Below are 16,762 nucleotides of genomic sequence, written 5' to 3'. Positions count from 1 at the left end.
TAGCGACATAGCTGTCGGACTAAGCCGCAGAAGTTAAAAGTTGTAAGCCCAAGGTAAATAGCCGGTAAAGGCGCTTTTCTTAACGCGCTCCAGTGCTTATCTTTCAGCCTCCCGAAGAAGAAGCTCTCGCGCCCAATGGTTGATCACTCCATGCAATCCTCCCCCCGCAACTCCCGCCGCTGGCTGTTCGGCCTGCTCGTGCTGCTGGTTATCGCCGGCCTGTGCTGGAAATTCTGGCCCAGCGGCGCCGCCCACAAAGACGCACCGGCCGGGCACACCGGTAAAACCGGCATGGCGCGCCCGGGCTTCGGCGGGTCCACCGGCCCGGTGCCGGTGCGTGTGGCGCCGGCGGTGCTGGGGGAGTTCCCGGTGTACTACAAGGCCTTGGGCACGGTCACCGCGCTCAATACCATCAATGTGCGCAGTCGGGTGGGCGGCGAGCTGGTCAAGATCGCTTTTGAAGAAGGGCAGATGGTCAAGGCCGGCGACCTGCTGGCCGAGATCGACCCGCGCAGCTACCAGAACGCCTTGCTCCAGGCCCAGGGCACGCTGATGCAGAACCAGGCCCAGTTGAAAAACGCCCAGGTCGATGTCGAGCGTTATCGTGGCCTATATGCCCAGGACAGTATCGCCAAGCAAACCCTGGACACCGCCGAAGCGCTGGTCCTGCAGTACCAGGGCACGGTCAAGACCAACCAGGGCGCGGTGGACGACGCCAAGCTCAACCTCGAGTTCACCAAGATCCGCGCGCCTATCAGCGGTCGCGTCGGCTTGCGCCAGGTCGACGTGGGTAACCTGGTGGCGGCCAACGACACCACCTTCCTGGCCGTGATCACCCAGACCCAACCGATCAGCGTGGCCTTCACCCTGCCGGAAAACACCCTCGAAACCGTGCTCGCCCGTTATCGCGCCGGCAACAAGCTGCCTGTGGAAGCCTGGGACCGTGGCGACGTGAAACAGCAGGCCACCGGCGTGCTGCAGAGCCTGGACAACCAGATCGACGTCACCACCGGCACCCTGAAATTCAAGGCGCGTTTCGATAACAAGGACCAGGCGCTGTTCCCCAACCAGTTCGTCAACGTGCATTTGCTTGCCGATACCTTGCACAACGTGGTGCTGGCGCCGTCCGCCGCGATTCAGTTCGGCAACACCGGCACCTTTGTCTACAAGCTCGATGGCGACAAGAAGGTCAAGGTCCAGCCGCTGGTGGTGGGTGACACCGATGGCGACAACACCGTGATCAAGGAAGGCCTGGTCGCCGGCGACCGCGTGGTGCTTGAAGGCACCGACCGCCTCAAGGACGGCAGCGAGATCGAAGTGGTCAACGACAGCAGCGAAGTGCCGACGACGCCAACCGAACACCTGCAAGGCAAGCCAGCGGCTAAAGGGGAGACCGGCACCACCGCCGGCAAGGCGCAAAAGGTCGGTTCATGAACCTGTCGCGGCTGTTTATCCTTCGCCCGGTCGCCACCACGCTGAGCATGCTGGCGATTGTTTTGGCCGGCATTATTTCCTACCGCTTGTTGCCGGTCTCGGCGCTGCCCCAGGTGGATTACCCGACAATCCGGGTGATGACCCTGTACCCCGGCGCCAGCCCCGATGTGATGACCAGCGCGGTCACCGCGCCGCTTGAGCGCCAGTTCGGGCAGATGCCCGGCCTTACCCAGATGGCGTCCACCAGTTCCGGCGGTGCGTCGGTGCTGACCCTGCGTTTCAACCTCGATGTCAATATGGATGTCGCCGAGCAACAGGTGCAGGCTGCGATCAACGCCGCCACCAACCTGCTGCCCAAGGATTTGCCGGCGCCGCCGGTGTACAACAAGGTCAACCCGGCGGATACCCCGGTGCTGACCCTGGCCATTACCTCCAAGACCATGCTGTTGCCCAAGCTCAACGACCTGGTCGATACGCGCATGGCGCAAAAGATCGCGCAGATCAGCGGTGTCGGCATGGTCAGCATCGCCGGTGGCCAGCGCCAGGCCGTGCGCATCAAGGTCAACCCCGAAGCCCTGGCGGCCAACGGCTTGAACCTGTCCGACGTGCGCACCCTGATCGCCGCGTCCAACGTCAACCAGCCCAAGGGCAACTTTGACGGCCCCACGCGGGTGTCGATGCTCGATGCCAACGACCAGTTGGTGTCGCCGCAGCAATACGCCGAACTGATCCTGGCCTACAACAATGGCGCGCCTCTGCGCCTTAAAGATGTGGCACAGATCGTCGACGGCGCGGAAAACGAACGCCTCGCCGCCTGGGCCAATGAAAACCAGGCCGTGCTCCTTAATATCCAGCGCCAGCCGGGTGCCAACGTGATCGAGGTGGTCGACCGCATCAAGGCGCTGCTGCCGAGCATCACCGACAACCTGCCGGCCGGCCTCGACGTGACCGTCCTCACCGACCGCACCCAGACCATCCGCGCCTCGGTCACCGATGTGCAGCACGAATTGCTGATCGCCATCGCCCTGGTGGTGATGGTGACGTTCCTGTTCCTGCGTCGGGTCAGCGCGACGATCATTCCGTCGATTGCCGTGCCGCTGTCGCTGGTGGGCACTTTTGGCGTGATGTACCTGGCCGGGTTCTCCATCAACAACCTGACGCTGATGGCCCTGACCATCGCCACGGGGTTTGTGGTGGACGATGCCATCGTGATGCTGGAGAACATCTCGCGCTATATCGAGGAAGGCGAGACGCCGCTGGCCGCCGCGCTCAAGGGTGCCAAGCAGATCGGCTTTACCCTGATTTCCCTGACCCTGTCACTGATCGCCGTATTGATCCCGCTGCTGTTCATGGCTGATGTGGTCGGGCGGCTGTTCCGCGAATTTGCCATCACCCTGGCGGTGGCGATCCTGATTTCCCTGGTGGTGTCCCTGACGCTCACGCCGATGATGTGCGCGCGCTTGCTCAAGCGCGAGCCCACGGAAGAAGAGCAGAGCCGTTTCTACAAGGCCAGCGGCGCCTGGATCGACTGGCTGATCGAAGCCTACGGGCGCAAGTTGCAATGGGTGCTCAAGCACCAGCCGCTGACCCTGTTGGTGGCCATCGCGACCCTGGGCCTTACGGTGGTGCTGTACCTGGTGGTGCCCAAGGGCTTTTTCCCGGTGCAGGACACCGGGGTGATCCAGGGGATCTCCGAGGCGCCGCAGTCGATTTCATTCGCCGCCATGAGCCAGCGCCAGCAGGAACTGGCGAAAATCATCCTCACCGACCCGGCGGTGGAAAGCCTGTCGTCCTATATCGGTGTGGATGGTGATAACGCCACCCTCAACAGCGGCCGTTTGCTGATCAACCTCAAGCCCCACGGCCAGCGCGACTTGAGCGCGGCCCAGGTGATCACCCGCCTGCAACCGCAGATCGACAAGCTGGTGGGCATCCGCCTGTTCATGCAGCCGGTGCAGGACCTGACCATCGAAGACCGTGTCAGCCGCACCCAGTACCAGTTCAGCATGTCCTCGCCGGACGCCGACCTGTTGGCCCTGTGGAGCGGCAAGCTGGTGCATGCGCTGAGCCAGATGCCGGAACTCACCGACGTCGCCAGCGACCTGCAGGACAAAGGCCTGCAGGTGTACCTGGTGATCGACCGCGATGCGGCCTCGCGCCTGGGCGTCAGTGTGTCGACCATCACCGATGCCCTATATGACGCGTTCGGCCAGCGGCAGATTTCCACCATCTACACCCAGGCCAGCCAGTACCGCGTGGTCTTGCAGGCCCAGTCGGGAGAAACCCTGGGCCCGGCCGCGCTGAACCAGATCCACGTGAAAACCACCGACGGCGGTCAGGTGCGCTTGTCCAGCCTGGCCCATGTGGAACAGCGCCAGGCGCAGTTGGCAATTGCGCATATCGGCCAGTTCCCGGCGGTGATGATGTCGTTCAACCTGGCCCCCGGCGTTGCGCTGGGCAAAGGCGTGGAGCTGATCAACCAGGCGCAGAAGGACATCGGCATGCCGGTGGGCGTGCAGACCCAGTTCCAGGGCGCGGCACAGGCGTTCGAAGCGTCGCTGTCGAGCACCTTGCTGCTGATCCTGGCGGCGGTGGTCACCATGTACATCGTGCTCGGTGTGCTCTACGAGAGCTACATTCACCCGATCACCATTCTGTCGACCTTGCCGTCGGCAGCGGTAGGGGCCTTGCTGGCCTTGCTGCTCAGTGGCAACGACCTGGGCATGATCGCGATCATCGGCATCATCCTGCTGATCGGTATCGTGAAAAAGAACGCGATCATGATGATCGACTTCGCCCTCGACGCCGAACGCAATCAGGGCCTGGACCCGCAGACCGCGATCTACCAGGCGGCGCTGCTGCGTTTCCGGCCGATCCTGATGACCACCCTGGCTGCGCTGTTCGGTGCAGTGCCGTTGATGCTGGCCACCGGCTCCGGCGCTGAATTGCGCCAGCCCCTCGGCCTGGTGATGGTCGGCGGCTTGCTGGTGAGCCAGGTGTTGACGCTGTTCACCACGCCGGTGATCTACCTGTACTTCGATCGCCTCGGCCGCCGCTGGCGCAAAGAGCCGCAAAGCCTGGAGCCGGTTGAGTCATGAACCTGTCCGGACCTTTCATCCGCCGACCGGTCGCCACCATGCTGCTGAGCCTGGCGATCATGTTGCTGGGCGGTGTCAGCTTCAACCTGCTGCCGGTGTCGCCGCTGCCACAGATCGATTTTCCGGTCATCGTGGTCTCGGCCAGCTTGCCCGGCGCCAGCCCCGAGGTGATGGCGTCCACCGTGGCGACGCCGCTGGAGCGCTCCTTCGGCGCGATTGCCGGCATCACCACCATGAGCAGTTCGTCGAGCCAGGGCTCCACCCGGGTGATCCTGGCATTCGATTCAGACCGTGATATCAACGGTGCCGCGCGGGAAGTGCAAGCAGCCATCAATGCCTCGCGCAACCTGCTGCCCAGCGGCATGCGCAGCATGCCCACCTACAAGAAGATCAACCCGTCCCAGGCGCCGATCATGGTGCTGTCGCTGACCTCGGACGTGTTGCAGAAGGGTCAGTTGTACGACCTGGCCTCGACCATCCTCTCCCAAAGCCTGTCCCAGGTGCCGGGCGTGGGCGAAGTGCAGATCGGCGGCAGCTCCCTGCCGGCGGTGCGTATCGAACTGGAACCCAAGGCCCTCGACCAGTACGGCGTGGCCCTGGACGACGTGCGCAACACCATCGCCAATGCCAACCAGCGCCGGCCCAAAGGCTCCCTGGAAGACAATGAGCGCAACTGGCAGATCCAGGCCAACGACCAGCTGGAAAAAGCCAAGGACTACGAACCGCTGCTGATTCGCTACCAGGACGGCGCTGCCCTGCGCCTGAAGGATGTGGCGAAGATCAGCGACGGCGTGGAAGACCGCTACAACAGTGGCTTCTTCAACAATGATGCGGCGGTGTTGCTGGTGATCAACCGCCAGTCCGGCGCCAACATCATCGAAACCGTCAGGCAGATCAAGGCGCAACTGCCGGCGTTGCAGGCGGTGCTGCCGTCCAGCGTCAAGCTCAGCCTGGCCATGGACCGCTCGCCGGTGATCACCGCGACCCTGCATGAAGCCGAGATGACCCTGCTGATTGCGGTGGGGCTGGTGATCCTGGTGGTGTACCTGTTCCTCGGCAACTTCCGCGCCTCGCTGATTCCAACCCTGGCGGTGCCGGTGTCACTGGTGGGCACGTTCGCGATCATGTACCTGTACGGTTTCTCGTTGAACAACTTCTCGCTGATGGCGCTGATCCTGGCCACCGGCCTGGTGGTGGACGATGCCATTGTGGTGCTGGAGAACATCTCCCGGCACATCGACGCGGGTGTGCCGCCGATGAAAGCCGCCTACCTGGGCGCCGAGGAAGTCGGCTTTACCCTGCTGTCGATGAACGTGTCGCTGGTGGCGGTATTCCTCTCGATCCTGTTCATGGGCGGGATCGTCACCAACCTGTTCCGCGAGTTTTCCATCACCTTGTCGGCGGCGATCATCGTGTCGCTGATCGTCTCGCTGACGTTGACGCCGATGCTCTGCGCCCGTTGGCTCAAGCCCCACGTGAAAGGGCAGATGACCGGCCTGCAGCGCTGGAGCCAGAAGATCAACGACCGCATGGTCGCCGGCTACGCCACCAGCCTGGACTGGGTGCTGCGCCACCGCCGCCTGACCCTGCTCAGCCTGTTGCTGACCATTGGTTTGAACGTGGCGCTCTACGTGGTGGTGCCGAAGACCTTTATGCCGCAACAGGACACCGGCCAATTGATCGGCTTTGTGCGCGGCGATGACGGCCTGTCGTTCAGCGTCATGCAGCCGAAGATGGAAATCTTCCGCAAGGCGGTGCTCAAGGACCCGGCGGTGCTCAGCGTGGCCGGCTTTATCGGTGGCAACAACGGCACCAACAATGCGGTGATGCTGGTGCGCCTCAAGCCGATCAGCGAACGCAGGATTTCTGCCCAGGCGGTGATCGAGCGGCTGCGCAAAAACGTACCGCTGGTACCGGGCGGGCGTCTGTTCCTGATGGCCGACCAGGACCTGCAATTTGGCGGCAGCCGTGACCAGACCAGCGCGCAGTATTCCTACATCCTGCAAAGCGGTGATCTCGCAGCGCTGCGTCTGTGGTACCCGAAAGTCGTGGCCGCCTTGCGTGAGTTGCCGGAACTGACGGCCATTGACGCCCGTGAAGGGCGCGGCGCGGCCCAGGTCACGCTGATTGTCGACCGCGACCAGGCCAAGCGCCTGGGCATCGACATGGACATGGTCACGGCAGTGCTCAACAACGCCTACAGCCAGCGGCAGATTTCCACCATCTATGACAGCCTCAACCAGTACCAGGTGGTGATGGAGGTCAACCCCAAATACGCCCAGGACCCGATCACCCTCAACCAGATGCAGGTGATTACCTCCAGCGGCGCGCGTGTGCCGTTGTCGACCATTGCCCATTACGAGAACAGCCTGGCGGACGACCGCGTCAGCCACGAAGGCCAGTTCGCCTCGGAAAACATCGCCTTCGACATGGCGCCTGGGGTTACGGTGGAGCAGGGCACGGCCGCGATCGAGCGGGCGATTGCCAAGGTCGGCCTGCCGGAAGACGTGATCGCCAAGATGGCCGGCACCGCCGATGCATTTGCCGCCACGCAGAAGGGCCAGCCGTTCATGATCCTCGGCGCGCTGGTGGCGGTGTACCTGGTGCTGGGCATTCTGTATGAGAGCTACATTCATCCGCTGACGATCCTCTCGACCCTGCCGTCGGCCGGTGTCGGCGCCATGCTCGCGATCTATTTGACGGGTGGCGAGTTCAGCCTGATCTCGTTGCTGGGGCTGTTCCTGCTGATCGGTGTGGTGAAGAAGAACGCGATCCTGATGATCGACCTGGCCCTGCAACTGGAGCGTAACGACGGCATGGGCCCGCTGGAGTCGATTCGCAGTGCTTGCTTGTTGCGTTTGCGGCCGATCCTGATGACCACCCTGGCGGCCATCCTCGGTGCCTTGCCGTTGCTGCTCGGCGCTGGCGATGGCGCGGAAATGCGTCGTCCTTTGGGCCTGACCATTATCGGTGGCCTGATCTTCAGTCAGGTCCTGACCCTCTACACCACCCCGGTGGTCTACCTCTATCTCGACCGCGCGCGCCACCGCTTCAACGCCTGGCGCGGCGTGCGTACCGATGCTGCCCTGGACACTGCGCTATGACCGATTCAACCTTTGCCAAATTGGCCATGATCCGTGGTTCCCGTGTTGCGAGTCTGGTGCTTTGCGGCGCACTGCTCAGCGCCTGCGCCGTCGGCCCGGATTACAAGCGTCCGGAGGTCGTCGAGCCCGCGCAATTCAAGGAAGCCCAGGGCTGGCGCCAGGCCACCCCCAGCGACTCGCTGGCCCGTGGCGCCTGGTGGGAGCTGTATGGTGATCGCCAGCTCAACGACCTGGTGCTGCGCCTGAATAATTCCAACCAGACCGTGGCCCAGGCCGAAGCGCGCTTTCGCCAGGCCCAGGCGCTGGTGCGCAGTTCACGCGGGGCGTTTTACCCGAGCGTCGACCTGAGCGCCGGTAAAACCCGTGCCAGCCAGGGCACCGGCAGCAGCAGCGCCAGCCTCAGCAGTTCCAGCAGCGGGATTCGCGACACGCTCAACGCGCAGTTGGGCGTGAGCTGGGAAGCGGACATCTGGGGCAAATTGCGCCGTGGCCTGGAGGCCAACGAGGCCAGCGCCGAAGCCAGCTCGGCGGACTTGGCCGCGATGCGCCTGAGCCAACAGTCGGAACTGGTGCAAAGCTACCTGCAACTGCGGGTCATGGACGAGCAGACACGCCTGCTGCAAGCGACCCTTGAGACCTACCAACGCTCCCTGCAAATGACCGAAAACCAATACCGTGCCGGCGTCTCCGGCAAGGACGCGGTGGCCCAGGCGCAAACCCAGCTCAAGACCACCCAGGCCAGCCTGATCGACCTGATCTGGCAGCGCGCCCAACTGGAAAACGCCATCGCCGTATTGATTGGCGAGGCACCGGCCAACTTCAACCTGGCGGTGAGCAAGGACATTCCGGCGCTGCCGCAGATTCCGGTCAGCCTGCCGTCGCAGTTGCTTGAACGTCGCCCGGACATTGCTTCGGCCGAACGCTCGGTGATCGCCGCCAACGCCAATATCGGCGTGGCCAAGGCCGCCTATTACCCGGACCTGACGCTGAGCCTGGCCGGTGGGTATTCCAGCAGCACCTATGCCGACTGGATCAGCCTGCCGAACCGCTTCTGGTCGGTAGGGCCGAAACTCGCCATGACCCTGTTCGACGGCGGCCAGCGCTCGGCGGAAGTCGACCGCACCGTGGCGTCCTACGACGAGACCGTGGCCAAGTACCGCCAGACCGTGCTCGACGGCTTCCGTGAAGTGGAAAACTACATGGTGCAGCTCAAGGTGCTGGAAGACGAGGCGGTAGTCAGCAACGAAGCGCTCGAGGCCGCCCGAGAATCGCTGCGCTTGACCCAGAACCAGTACAAGGCCGGGTTGATTGCCTACCTCGACGTGGTGACTGTCCAGGCCACTGCGCTGAGCAACGAGCGTACCGTGCTGACCCTGCTGCAGAGCCGCCTGGTGGCCAGCGTGCAACTGATCGCAGCACTGGGCGGTGGCTGGGATGGGCAGACGCCGATTGCCGAGAAGGATTGATTACGCGTCAAGTGGGGGCGTTGACCTGGCTGAGGGCCCGGAGTTTGCGCCGACGCTTTACCCGCAACATGCTGGTGTAGCGGCGGTGGTTTTTTGAGTTGAGGACCAGGATATAGATCAAGGCCGAGATAAGCGTGGATAGGTTGAGCAGCGTAGGTGGGTGACTGGTGAGATAACCGGTCGCCAATAGAATATTCACGATTGCTACGAACATGAGTAATCGGAGCGCATAACGAAACCCTTGGCATAGCATTATTTGCCCAGCGTTAAAGACTAGACAAAGTGTCATGCCGGTTGCAAAAGCATATTCATTGGGCAAGTGATGGCTTTCTGCGTAGTACGCCAGGCTAAGTGACATGTTGGCGGCGATATTGTTGAGACTAAGCAATAGAGCACCGCCGAACGACGGCAAGAATCGATAGGCGTAACGGCGCCATATTCGATACTCGCGCAGGGGGTCGGTGTAATCAGTCATGGCTGTCGAACTCCTCATACAGGGCAATAATCATTTGGCTGATATTCCCTGACAGCGTGCTGCCAGTAACCGATAGGGTCGCTCCGATTTGATCTTTGATTTGAGTGAGGATGTCCTGGCGTAATTGTGGATTGCTATACCGTTTGGGCAACTCCCCGGCCAGCTGTTTCAGCCGGACGATTTCGTATGGATGGCGTGGATTTTTAAGCCGCAGGATTTCGTCCGTTAACTGTGCCCGTTCCTGGCGGCTCATGGGCCGTAGGATGTCTGTCACCTGGCGCCCCGTCGAACGCCGTATGGCCAACACTGATTTGACCGCGGCGAAGCTGCTGGAGCCTGTTCCCACAAGTGAGATGCCGTCTAAGGCAAGCGTCGTTGCCTGATACCACCTTAACGTGTCGTAGTGATCATTCAGGGCGGGATCGATTAACTCGTTTCGGGTCCTCCATAAACTGTTCACACACTGTGCCCCGCTGGCCGCTGTCCCGACAAAAGCTATGTAGGTCAATACGAGACTCGCACCTAGGGTAAATGGAGATGCCGCGATACCCGTTTTCGCCACGATGTAACTAATCACAGCTCCGCTGCAGGAAATCGCCACCCCCGGTGCCTCCTTCCACAGCTGTGATTCACGCGGCGAACTTGCCGCCAGTTCTGCATATTCGTCGGCAGTCTTAATAGGCCCGGCCACCTCACGCAAAATCACCCGTTTGGGCTTGATACTGCACAGCGGCACAAACTCGCGTAACACTGTCACCTGATAGTCGCTGCCAATGAGCACCACTCCAGCACCAACGATGCCGGGGTCGGCGTCGATGGTTCGATAGAGTTCGGGCAGGTCCAACAGACTCATGAGTCATTGAAGGTTAGTGGAGTGCGCATCCGGCACACCGCTACGCAGGAAATCGCTTGGCATCCTTTCACCGGTGAGTCGATAGAGGTGAAAGAGCCTGGGGAATAGTTCCCAGTTTTTATGTCAGGCCGTTCGCTATGTTTTGTAGGATCATGCCTGCCAGTGATCGGGTGTTTTTGAGTCGGTGAATTGGCGTCAAATTGCCATTAATGGCCCTCTGATAATTAATCAACTATCCAATAATTATTCTCGCTACAATCGCGCGCTTTGCCACTTGGCACGGGCGTTTCAGGTCCGCTGCCCGCGAGAAGTCCCATGCTCATCGGTAGTTATTCACCCTCGTTGGTCGTGATCTCCCTGTTTGTCGCGATCCTGGCTTCCTACACCGCGCTGGACCTCAGCGGCCGCATCGCGACGGCCAAAGGGCGCGCTGTTTATTTATGGATAGCCGGCGGTGCCCTGGCGATGGGCGTGGGGGTGTGGTCCATGCACTTCATTGGCATGCTGGCGTTGCGCTTGCCGTTCGCGCTGGGCTTTGACGTGGGTATCACCGGCCTGTCGTTGTTGATCGCGGTGCTGTCCAGCGGCTTTGCGTTATGGCTGGTCAGCCAAGCCCGTTTGCCCGCCTGGCAACTGGCGTTCGGCGCGCTGGTCATGGGCAGCGGTATTGCCAGCATGCACTACACCGGCATGGCCGCGATGCGCATGACCCCGGGTATCGATTACGACCCCACGTTGTTCGGCGCTTCGTTACTGATCGCGGTGGCGGCTTCCGGTGCCGCGCTGTGGATCGCATTCAACCTGCGCCGTAATACCCCGTTTGTGCGCCTGGCCCGAGGCGGGGCGGCGATGGTGATGGGGTTCGCCATTGTCGGCATGCATTACACCGGTATGGCGGCGGCACGTTTTGCCGATGAAAGCTTCTGCGGTGCGGCGTTGGACGGCTTGAGCGGCAAGGGCCTGGATAACCTGGTATTGGTCACGACACTGGCGGTGCTGGCGATTGCATTGCTCACTTCGTTGCTCGACGCCCGCCTGGAAGCGCGCACCGCCGTGCTCGCCGACTCGCTGACCCTGGCCAACCAGGAACTGACCCACCTGGCGCTGCACGACATGCTCACCGGGCTGCCCAACCGCACCTTGCTGGCGGATCGCATTCAACAGGCCATCGAGGCGGTGAAGGAACAGGGGGGTTGCTTTGCCCTGATGTTTATCGACCTGGACGGCTTCAAACCGGTCAACGATGCCTTTGGCCATCACCTGGGCGACCAGTTATTACGTGAAGTCGGCCTGCGCCTGCGCGAGGACTTGCGCAGTCACGACACCCTGGCGCGCATCGGCGGTGATGAGTTTGTATTGCTGGTGCAGTTGACGCAGCCCGATGATGCGCTCGGCCTTGCCGAGCGCCAGGTGGTGCTGATCAACCGCGCGTTCCGGGTGGCCGAGCATGAGCTGAAGATTTCCGCCAGCGTCGGCATCGCGATGTTCCCAGGCAACGGTAACAACCCCCAGGAACTGTTGATGAACGCCGACGCCGCCATGTACCACGCCAAGGGCATGGGCAAGAACGGCTACAGCTTCTTTGATGTGTCGATGAACACCAATGCGCGCAAGCAATTGCAGTTGCTGCAAGACCTGCGCAATGCCCTCGAGCAAGAGCAATTTCGTCTGTACTACCAGCCCAAGTTTGATGCGCTCAGTGGCATCCCGGTGGGGGCTGAAGCGCTGGTGCGCTGGGAGCATCCGCAACAAGGCCTGTTGTTGCCGGCCTCCTTTATCGAGTTGGCGGAAAAAACCGGCTTGATCATCCCCATCGGCGAATGGGTGCTCAATGAAGCCTGTCGCCAGATGAGCGTATGGTACGCCCAGGGTTATGAGCACTGGCGCATCGCGGTGAACTTGTCGGCGTTGCAGTTCTGCCACGCCGGGTTGGTCAACAGCGTGGCCGGCGCACTCGCCCGGCACCGGTTGCCGGCCAACAGCCTGACCCTGGAAATCACCGAGACCACCGCCATGAGCGATGCCGATGCAAGCATGACGGTGTTGCAGCAGCTGTCGGACATGGGCGTGGACCTGTCCATCGACGACTTCGGTACCGGCTATTCGAGCCTGATGTACCTCAAGCGTCTGCCCGCCAACGAGCTGAAGATCGACCGTGGGTTTGTGCGTGACCTGGAGCACGACAGCGACGACGCGGCCATCGTCTCGGCCATCGTCGCCCTCGGCCAGGCCCTGGGGCTGCGGATTGTCGCTGAAGGGGTGGAGACGAATGTGCAGCAGAGCTTTCTCACGCGGCTGGGCTGCAACTCCCTGCAAGGCTACCTGCTCGGCCACCCGCTGCCGGCGGACAGCTTCATGGCCGATATCCAGCGCGCCGAAGACGCAGCAATGCCTGACAAAAGCCTTGCGTGACGGTTAGTATTGGATCCACCCGTACACCCGCTTCGATCAGGAGACCGCACGCATGGACAAAGTTGTCATCATCACTGGGGGCAGTCGCGGCATTGGCGCCCAAACGGCCTTGCTGGCGGCGCGCGAGGGCTATCGCATCTGCATCAACTACCACTCCGACGAAAAAGCCGCCCATAGCGTCCTGGAACGGGTACGCGGCCTGGGTGCCCAGGCCATTGCGGTGCGCGCGGATGTCAGCATCGAAGATGAAGTGATTGCATTGTTCCACCGTGTCGACGCCGAGCTGGGCCGCGTCACGGCATTGGTGAACAACGCCGGCACCGTGGGGCACAAGTCGCGGGTGGACGAGATGTCCGAGTTCCGCATCCTGAATATCCTCAAGACCAATGTGCTCGGCCCGATCCTGTGTGCCAAGCACGCGGTGCTGCGCATGTCGCCCAAGCATGGCGGGCAGGGCGGCAGTATCGTCAACGTGTCTTCGGTGGCCGCGCGCCTGGGTTCGCCGGGTGAATACGTCGACTACGCCGCATCCAAGGGTGCGCTCGACACCTTCACCCTGGGCCTGTCCAAAGAAGTGGCCGGCGAGGGCATTCGCGTCAACGCAGTGCGCCCCGGCTACATCTTCACCGACTTCCACGCCCTGAGCGGCGACCCGGACCGGGTCAGCAAGCTGGAGTCCGGGATTCCCATGGCGCGTGGCGGTCGGCCGGATGAAGTGGCGGAAGCGATTATCTGGTTGCTGTCGGACAAGGCTTCGTATGCCACGGGGACTTTTTTGGATTTGGGTGGCGGTCGCTAGCTCATGCAGTGCCTGCACCGGCGCCATCGGGGGCAAGCGCCACGCCACAACTTAAAACGACCGCACAATCCGCCCCAACGTCTCCATCGCCTTCTCCGAGGCCTCGGTCCATGGGCTGCCGTAGTTCAGGCGAATACAGTTTCTGAAGCGCTGCGTCGCCGAGAAAATCGGCCCCGGTGCAATGCTGATGCCTTGCGCCAGCGCCATCTGGAACAACTTCAACGAATCGGTCTGCTCCGGCAATTCCAGCCACAGGAAATACCCGCCGGCCGGTTGGCTCACCCGCGTCTGTGCCGGGAAGTAGCGGGCGATGGCGGCCAGCATCGCGCTTTGCTGTTCTTCCAAGGCATAACGCAGCTTGCGTAGATGCCGGTCATAGCCGCCGTGTTGCAGGTAGTCGGCAATCGCCGCTTGTGCCGGCATCGAGGGGCACAGCGAGGTCATCAACTTCAAGCGCTCGACTTTCTGCGCATAGCGCCCAGCGGCCACCCAGCCGACGCGATAGCCCGGCGCGAGGCTCTTGGCGAAGGAACCGCAGTGCATCACCAAGCCTTCAGTGTCGAAGGCTTTGGCTGGCTTGGGGGCCTGCTGCCCGTAGTACAACTCGGCGTACACATCGTCCTCGATCAGCGGCACCTGGTGGCTACGCAGCAGTTCCACCAGCGCCTGTTTTTTCGCTTCCGGCAGCGTCGCGCCCATGGGGTTCTGGAAGCTGGTCATGGTCCAGCAGGCCTTGATCGGGTAACGCTCCAGGGTTTGCGCCAGGGCACCCAGGTCGATGCCGTCGCGCGGGTGCACGGGGATTTCCACCGCCTTGAGCTTCAGGCGTTCCAGCACCTGCAGGCAGGCATAGAACGCCGGGGCCTCGATGGCGACCAGGTCGCCCGGTTCGGTGACGGCTTGCAGGCACAGGTTCAGCGCTTCCAGGGCGCCGTTGGTGATCAACAGTTCTTCCATGGGCAGCATCAGGCCGCCGACCATATAACGCAGGGCAATCTGCCGACGCAGTTGCGGGTTGCCCGGCGACATGTCGGTGACCACCAGGCGCGGGTCCATTTCGCGGCTGGCACTGGCTAGGGAACGGGCCAAGCGTGGCAACGGGAACAACATGGGGCTGGGGAAGGCCGAGCCGAAGGGCACGGTATTGGGGTCTTTGATTGAGTCGAGTACTGAGAACACCAACTCGCTGACATCGACTTCGGTGGACTCATGCACCTGCTCGCTCACCACCGGCTCGGAGAACGGGCTGGGGGCATGGGTGTTGACGAAATAGCCGGAGCGCGGCCGTGCACGGATCAACCCGCGCCGCTCCAACAGGTAGTAGGCCTGGAACACCGTGGACGGGCTGACGCCATAGGTCTGGCTGGCATAGCGCACCGAGGGCACACGCTGGCCGGGGCCGAGCACGCCGGAGCGGATCAGTTCTGCGATGTCGTCGGCGAATTTTTCGTAGCGTTTCATTTTGGCCTTAAACAGATGTTTTGTATGAGTGGAGATCCCTCTGCGGGAGGGGACTTGCCTCTCCCACATGTGACCTTCATCATTTTTCGATACCGAGGTCTCAGCGGTTGAGCGGCGCCACGAATCGGCTATCGGCAAGGCTGTAAATGCTCGGTGCATCCACGTCTGTCACCTTGAACCGCAACGTCTGCGAACTGCTCGCCGGCTTGTCGGCCAGCAACGCCACCGAGACCGGAACGTCACTGATTTCACCAGGCGCCAGGCTGATCTCGGTCTTGCCCTGCAACTGGAAGTCTTCGGCATCCACCAGTTCCAGGCGGTATTCCTGGCGCTGCTGGGTCTTGTTAATGACCTTGAGGCTGTAGATGTTTTCGATCTGACCCTGGGCGTTCTCGCGGAACATGCCACGGTCCTTGGTCACGTCCAGCGAGACCATTGGCCGCTCCACCAGTGCCACCACCAGCGCGGCAATCATCACCAGCAACACGGCACTGTAGCCGATCAGGCGTGGCCTGAGCAGATGGGTCTTGCCGCCTTGCAATTGATGCTCGCTGGTGTAGCTCACCAGACCACGGGCATAGCCCATCTTGTCCATGATCGAATCACAGGCGTCGATGCACGCCGCACAGCCGATACATTCCATTTGCAGGCCGTCGCGAATGTCGATGCCGGTGGGGCAGACCTGCACGCACAGCTGACAGTCAATGCAGTCGCCGAGGCCGACATCGGCCGGCGTGACCTCGCGTTTACGCGGGCCGCGATGCTCGCCACGGGCGCTGTCGTAGGAAATAGTCAGCGTGTCTTTATCGAACATCACGCTCTGGAATCGCGCATACGGACACATGTGCATGCACACCGCTTCGCGCAGCCAACCGGCGTTGATGTAGGTAGCACTGGTGAAAAACAGCACCCAGAACAGACTCACGCCACCCATTTGCCAGGTCAGCAGTTCGGCGGTCAGTGGGCGGATCGGCGTGAAGTAGCCGACAAAGGTCAGCCCGGTGAGCACGCTGATGCTCAGCCACAACGTGTGTTTGGCCGAGCGCCGCGCGAGCTTGTTCAGGTTCCAGGGCGCCGCTTGCAGCTTGATGCGCTGGTTGCGCTCGCCCTCGGTGACCTTTTCGCACCACATGAACAGCCAGGTAAACGAGCTTTGTGGGCAGGTGTAGCCACACCACACGCGACCGGCGAACACCGTGATCGCAAACAGGCCGAAGGCGCAGATGATCAGCAAAGCCGATAACAGGATGAAGTCCTGGGGCCAGAAGGTGGCGCCAAAAATATGAAATTTGCTTTCGGCCAAGTCCCACAGCACGGCTTGCCTCCCACCCCAGTTCAGCCACACGGTGCCGAAGAACGCCAGGAACAGAAAGCCCGCGCCGCCCACGCGCAAGGTGCGGAACAGGCCGGTGAAACTGCGGGTATGGATCAGGTTGTCGCTGGATTTGGCCTTCACCTTCTTTGGGTGCATCGGCTCAAAGGTTTCCACGGTTGGGATTCGTTCGCTCATGTCGTTCGCTCATCAGCCTCCATCAGGCCGATGAACTATGGGCGCCGGTCTGTTTGCATAACAGACTCAGGTGTGTCGATAAAAAGCGGATCAGATGGGTTTTGTACAGGCGCCTGCGTCAATGTGCTGCACCCCGTGGCTGAAGGGGTG

At 61.9% G+C, this 16,762-nt stretch carries 10 protein-coding genes; 6 read left to right on the top strand and 4 right to left on the bottom strand.

Annotation, left to right across the window (positions count from 1 at the left end):
* The first annotated feature begins 135 nt into the window (after positions 1 to 135).
* Genes ACHPFG_RS17395 through ACHPFG_RS17380 form a run of 4 tightly spaced genes read left to right on the top strand, consistent with a single transcriptional unit; the run spans position 136 to position 9,102 of the window.
* Complete coding sequence (locus ACHPFG_RS17395) at positions 136 to 1,434, top strand: MdtA/MuxA family multidrug efflux RND transporter periplasmic adaptor subunit (protein ID WP_431699951.1); 1,299 nt, start codon at positions 136 to 138, stop codon at positions 1,432 to 1,434.
* Positions 1,431 to 4,532, top strand: a complete 3,102-nt coding sequence (locus tag ACHPFG_RS17390) for an MdtB/MuxB family multidrug efflux RND transporter permease subunit (protein WP_431699950.1) — start codon at positions 1,431 to 1,433, stop codon at positions 4,530 to 4,532. The genes ACHPFG_RS17395 and ACHPFG_RS17390 overlap by 4 nt, the downstream gene beginning before the upstream one ends.
* Entirely contained in the window at positions 4,529 to 7,636 is a 3,108-nt protein-coding gene (locus ACHPFG_RS17385) for an efflux RND transporter permease subunit (protein WP_431699949.1), read from the top strand. Before ACHPFG_RS17390 ends, ACHPFG_RS17385 begins: the two co-directional genes overlap by 4 nt.
* Positions 7,633 to 9,102, top strand: a complete 1,470-nt coding sequence (locus tag ACHPFG_RS17380; RefSeq protein WP_131696558.1) for an efflux transporter outer membrane subunit — start codon at positions 7,633 to 7,635, stop codon at positions 9,100 to 9,102. Before ACHPFG_RS17385 ends, ACHPFG_RS17380 begins: the two co-directional genes overlap by 4 nt.
* A 7-nt stretch (positions 9,103 to 9,109) precedes the next feature.
* Here the strand turns inward: ACHPFG_RS17380 and ACHPFG_RS17375 are convergent, their stop codons facing one another.
* Both ACHPFG_RS17375 and ACHPFG_RS17370 read right to left on the bottom strand, forming a co-directional pair.
* On the bottom strand, positions 9,110 to 9,577 hold the full coding sequence (locus ACHPFG_RS17375; RefSeq protein ID WP_431699948.1) for a hypothetical protein: 468 nt from the start codon (positions 9,575 to 9,577) through the stop codon (positions 9,110 to 9,112).
* On the bottom strand, positions 9,570 to 10,421 hold the full coding sequence (locus ACHPFG_RS17370; protein WP_431699947.1) for an NAD synthetase: 852 nt from the start codon (positions 10,419 to 10,421) through the stop codon (positions 9,570 to 9,572). The genes ACHPFG_RS17375 and ACHPFG_RS17370 overlap by 8 nt, the downstream gene beginning before the upstream one ends.
* Positions 10,422 to 10,745: 324 nt before the next feature.
* On the opposite strand from ACHPFG_RS17370, the gene ACHPFG_RS17365 reads away from it, so the two are divergent.
* The gene (locus tag ACHPFG_RS17365) at positions 10,746 to 12,842 is read left to right on the top strand and encodes a putative bifunctional diguanylate cyclase/phosphodiesterase (RefSeq protein ID WP_431699946.1); all 2,097 of its coding nucleotides are present in this window, start codon (positions 10,746 to 10,748) and stop codon (positions 12,840 to 12,842) included.
* Positions 12,843 to 12,894: 52 nt separating this feature from the next.
* A complete protein-coding gene (locus tag ACHPFG_RS17360; protein WP_431699945.1) occupies positions 12,895 to 13,641 on the top strand; it encodes an SDR family oxidoreductase in 747 nt (248 codons plus the stop codon).
* A 51-nt stretch (positions 13,642 to 13,692) separates the two neighbouring features.
* Here ACHPFG_RS17360 and mapR read toward each other — a convergent pair whose 3' ends face one another.
* The gene (gene mapR, locus ACHPFG_RS17355) at positions 13,693 to 15,102 is read right to left on the bottom strand and encodes a GntR family transcriptional regulator MpaR (protein ID WP_027606390.1); all 1,410 of its coding nucleotides are present in this window, start codon (positions 15,100 to 15,102) and stop codon (positions 13,693 to 13,695) included.
* Positions 15,103 to 15,202: 100 nt separating this feature from the next.
* Positions 15,203 to 16,612: a cytochrome c oxidase accessory protein CcoG gene (gene ccoG / locus ACHPFG_RS17350; RefSeq protein ID WP_431699944.1), complete on the bottom strand. Its 1,410-nt coding sequence runs from the start codon at positions 16,610 to 16,612 to the stop codon at positions 15,203 to 15,205.
* Between the last annotated feature and the right edge of the window lie 150 nt (positions 16,613 to 16,762).

The organism is Pseudomonas sp. BR20 (genome assembly GCF_050780135.1).
Classification (GTDB): domain Bacteria; phylum Pseudomonadota; class Gammaproteobacteria; order Pseudomonadales; family Pseudomonadaceae; genus Aquipseudomonas.
The sequence above is the reverse complement of the archived record's forward strand: the minus strand, read 5'-3'. Positions and strand labels throughout refer to the sequence as shown.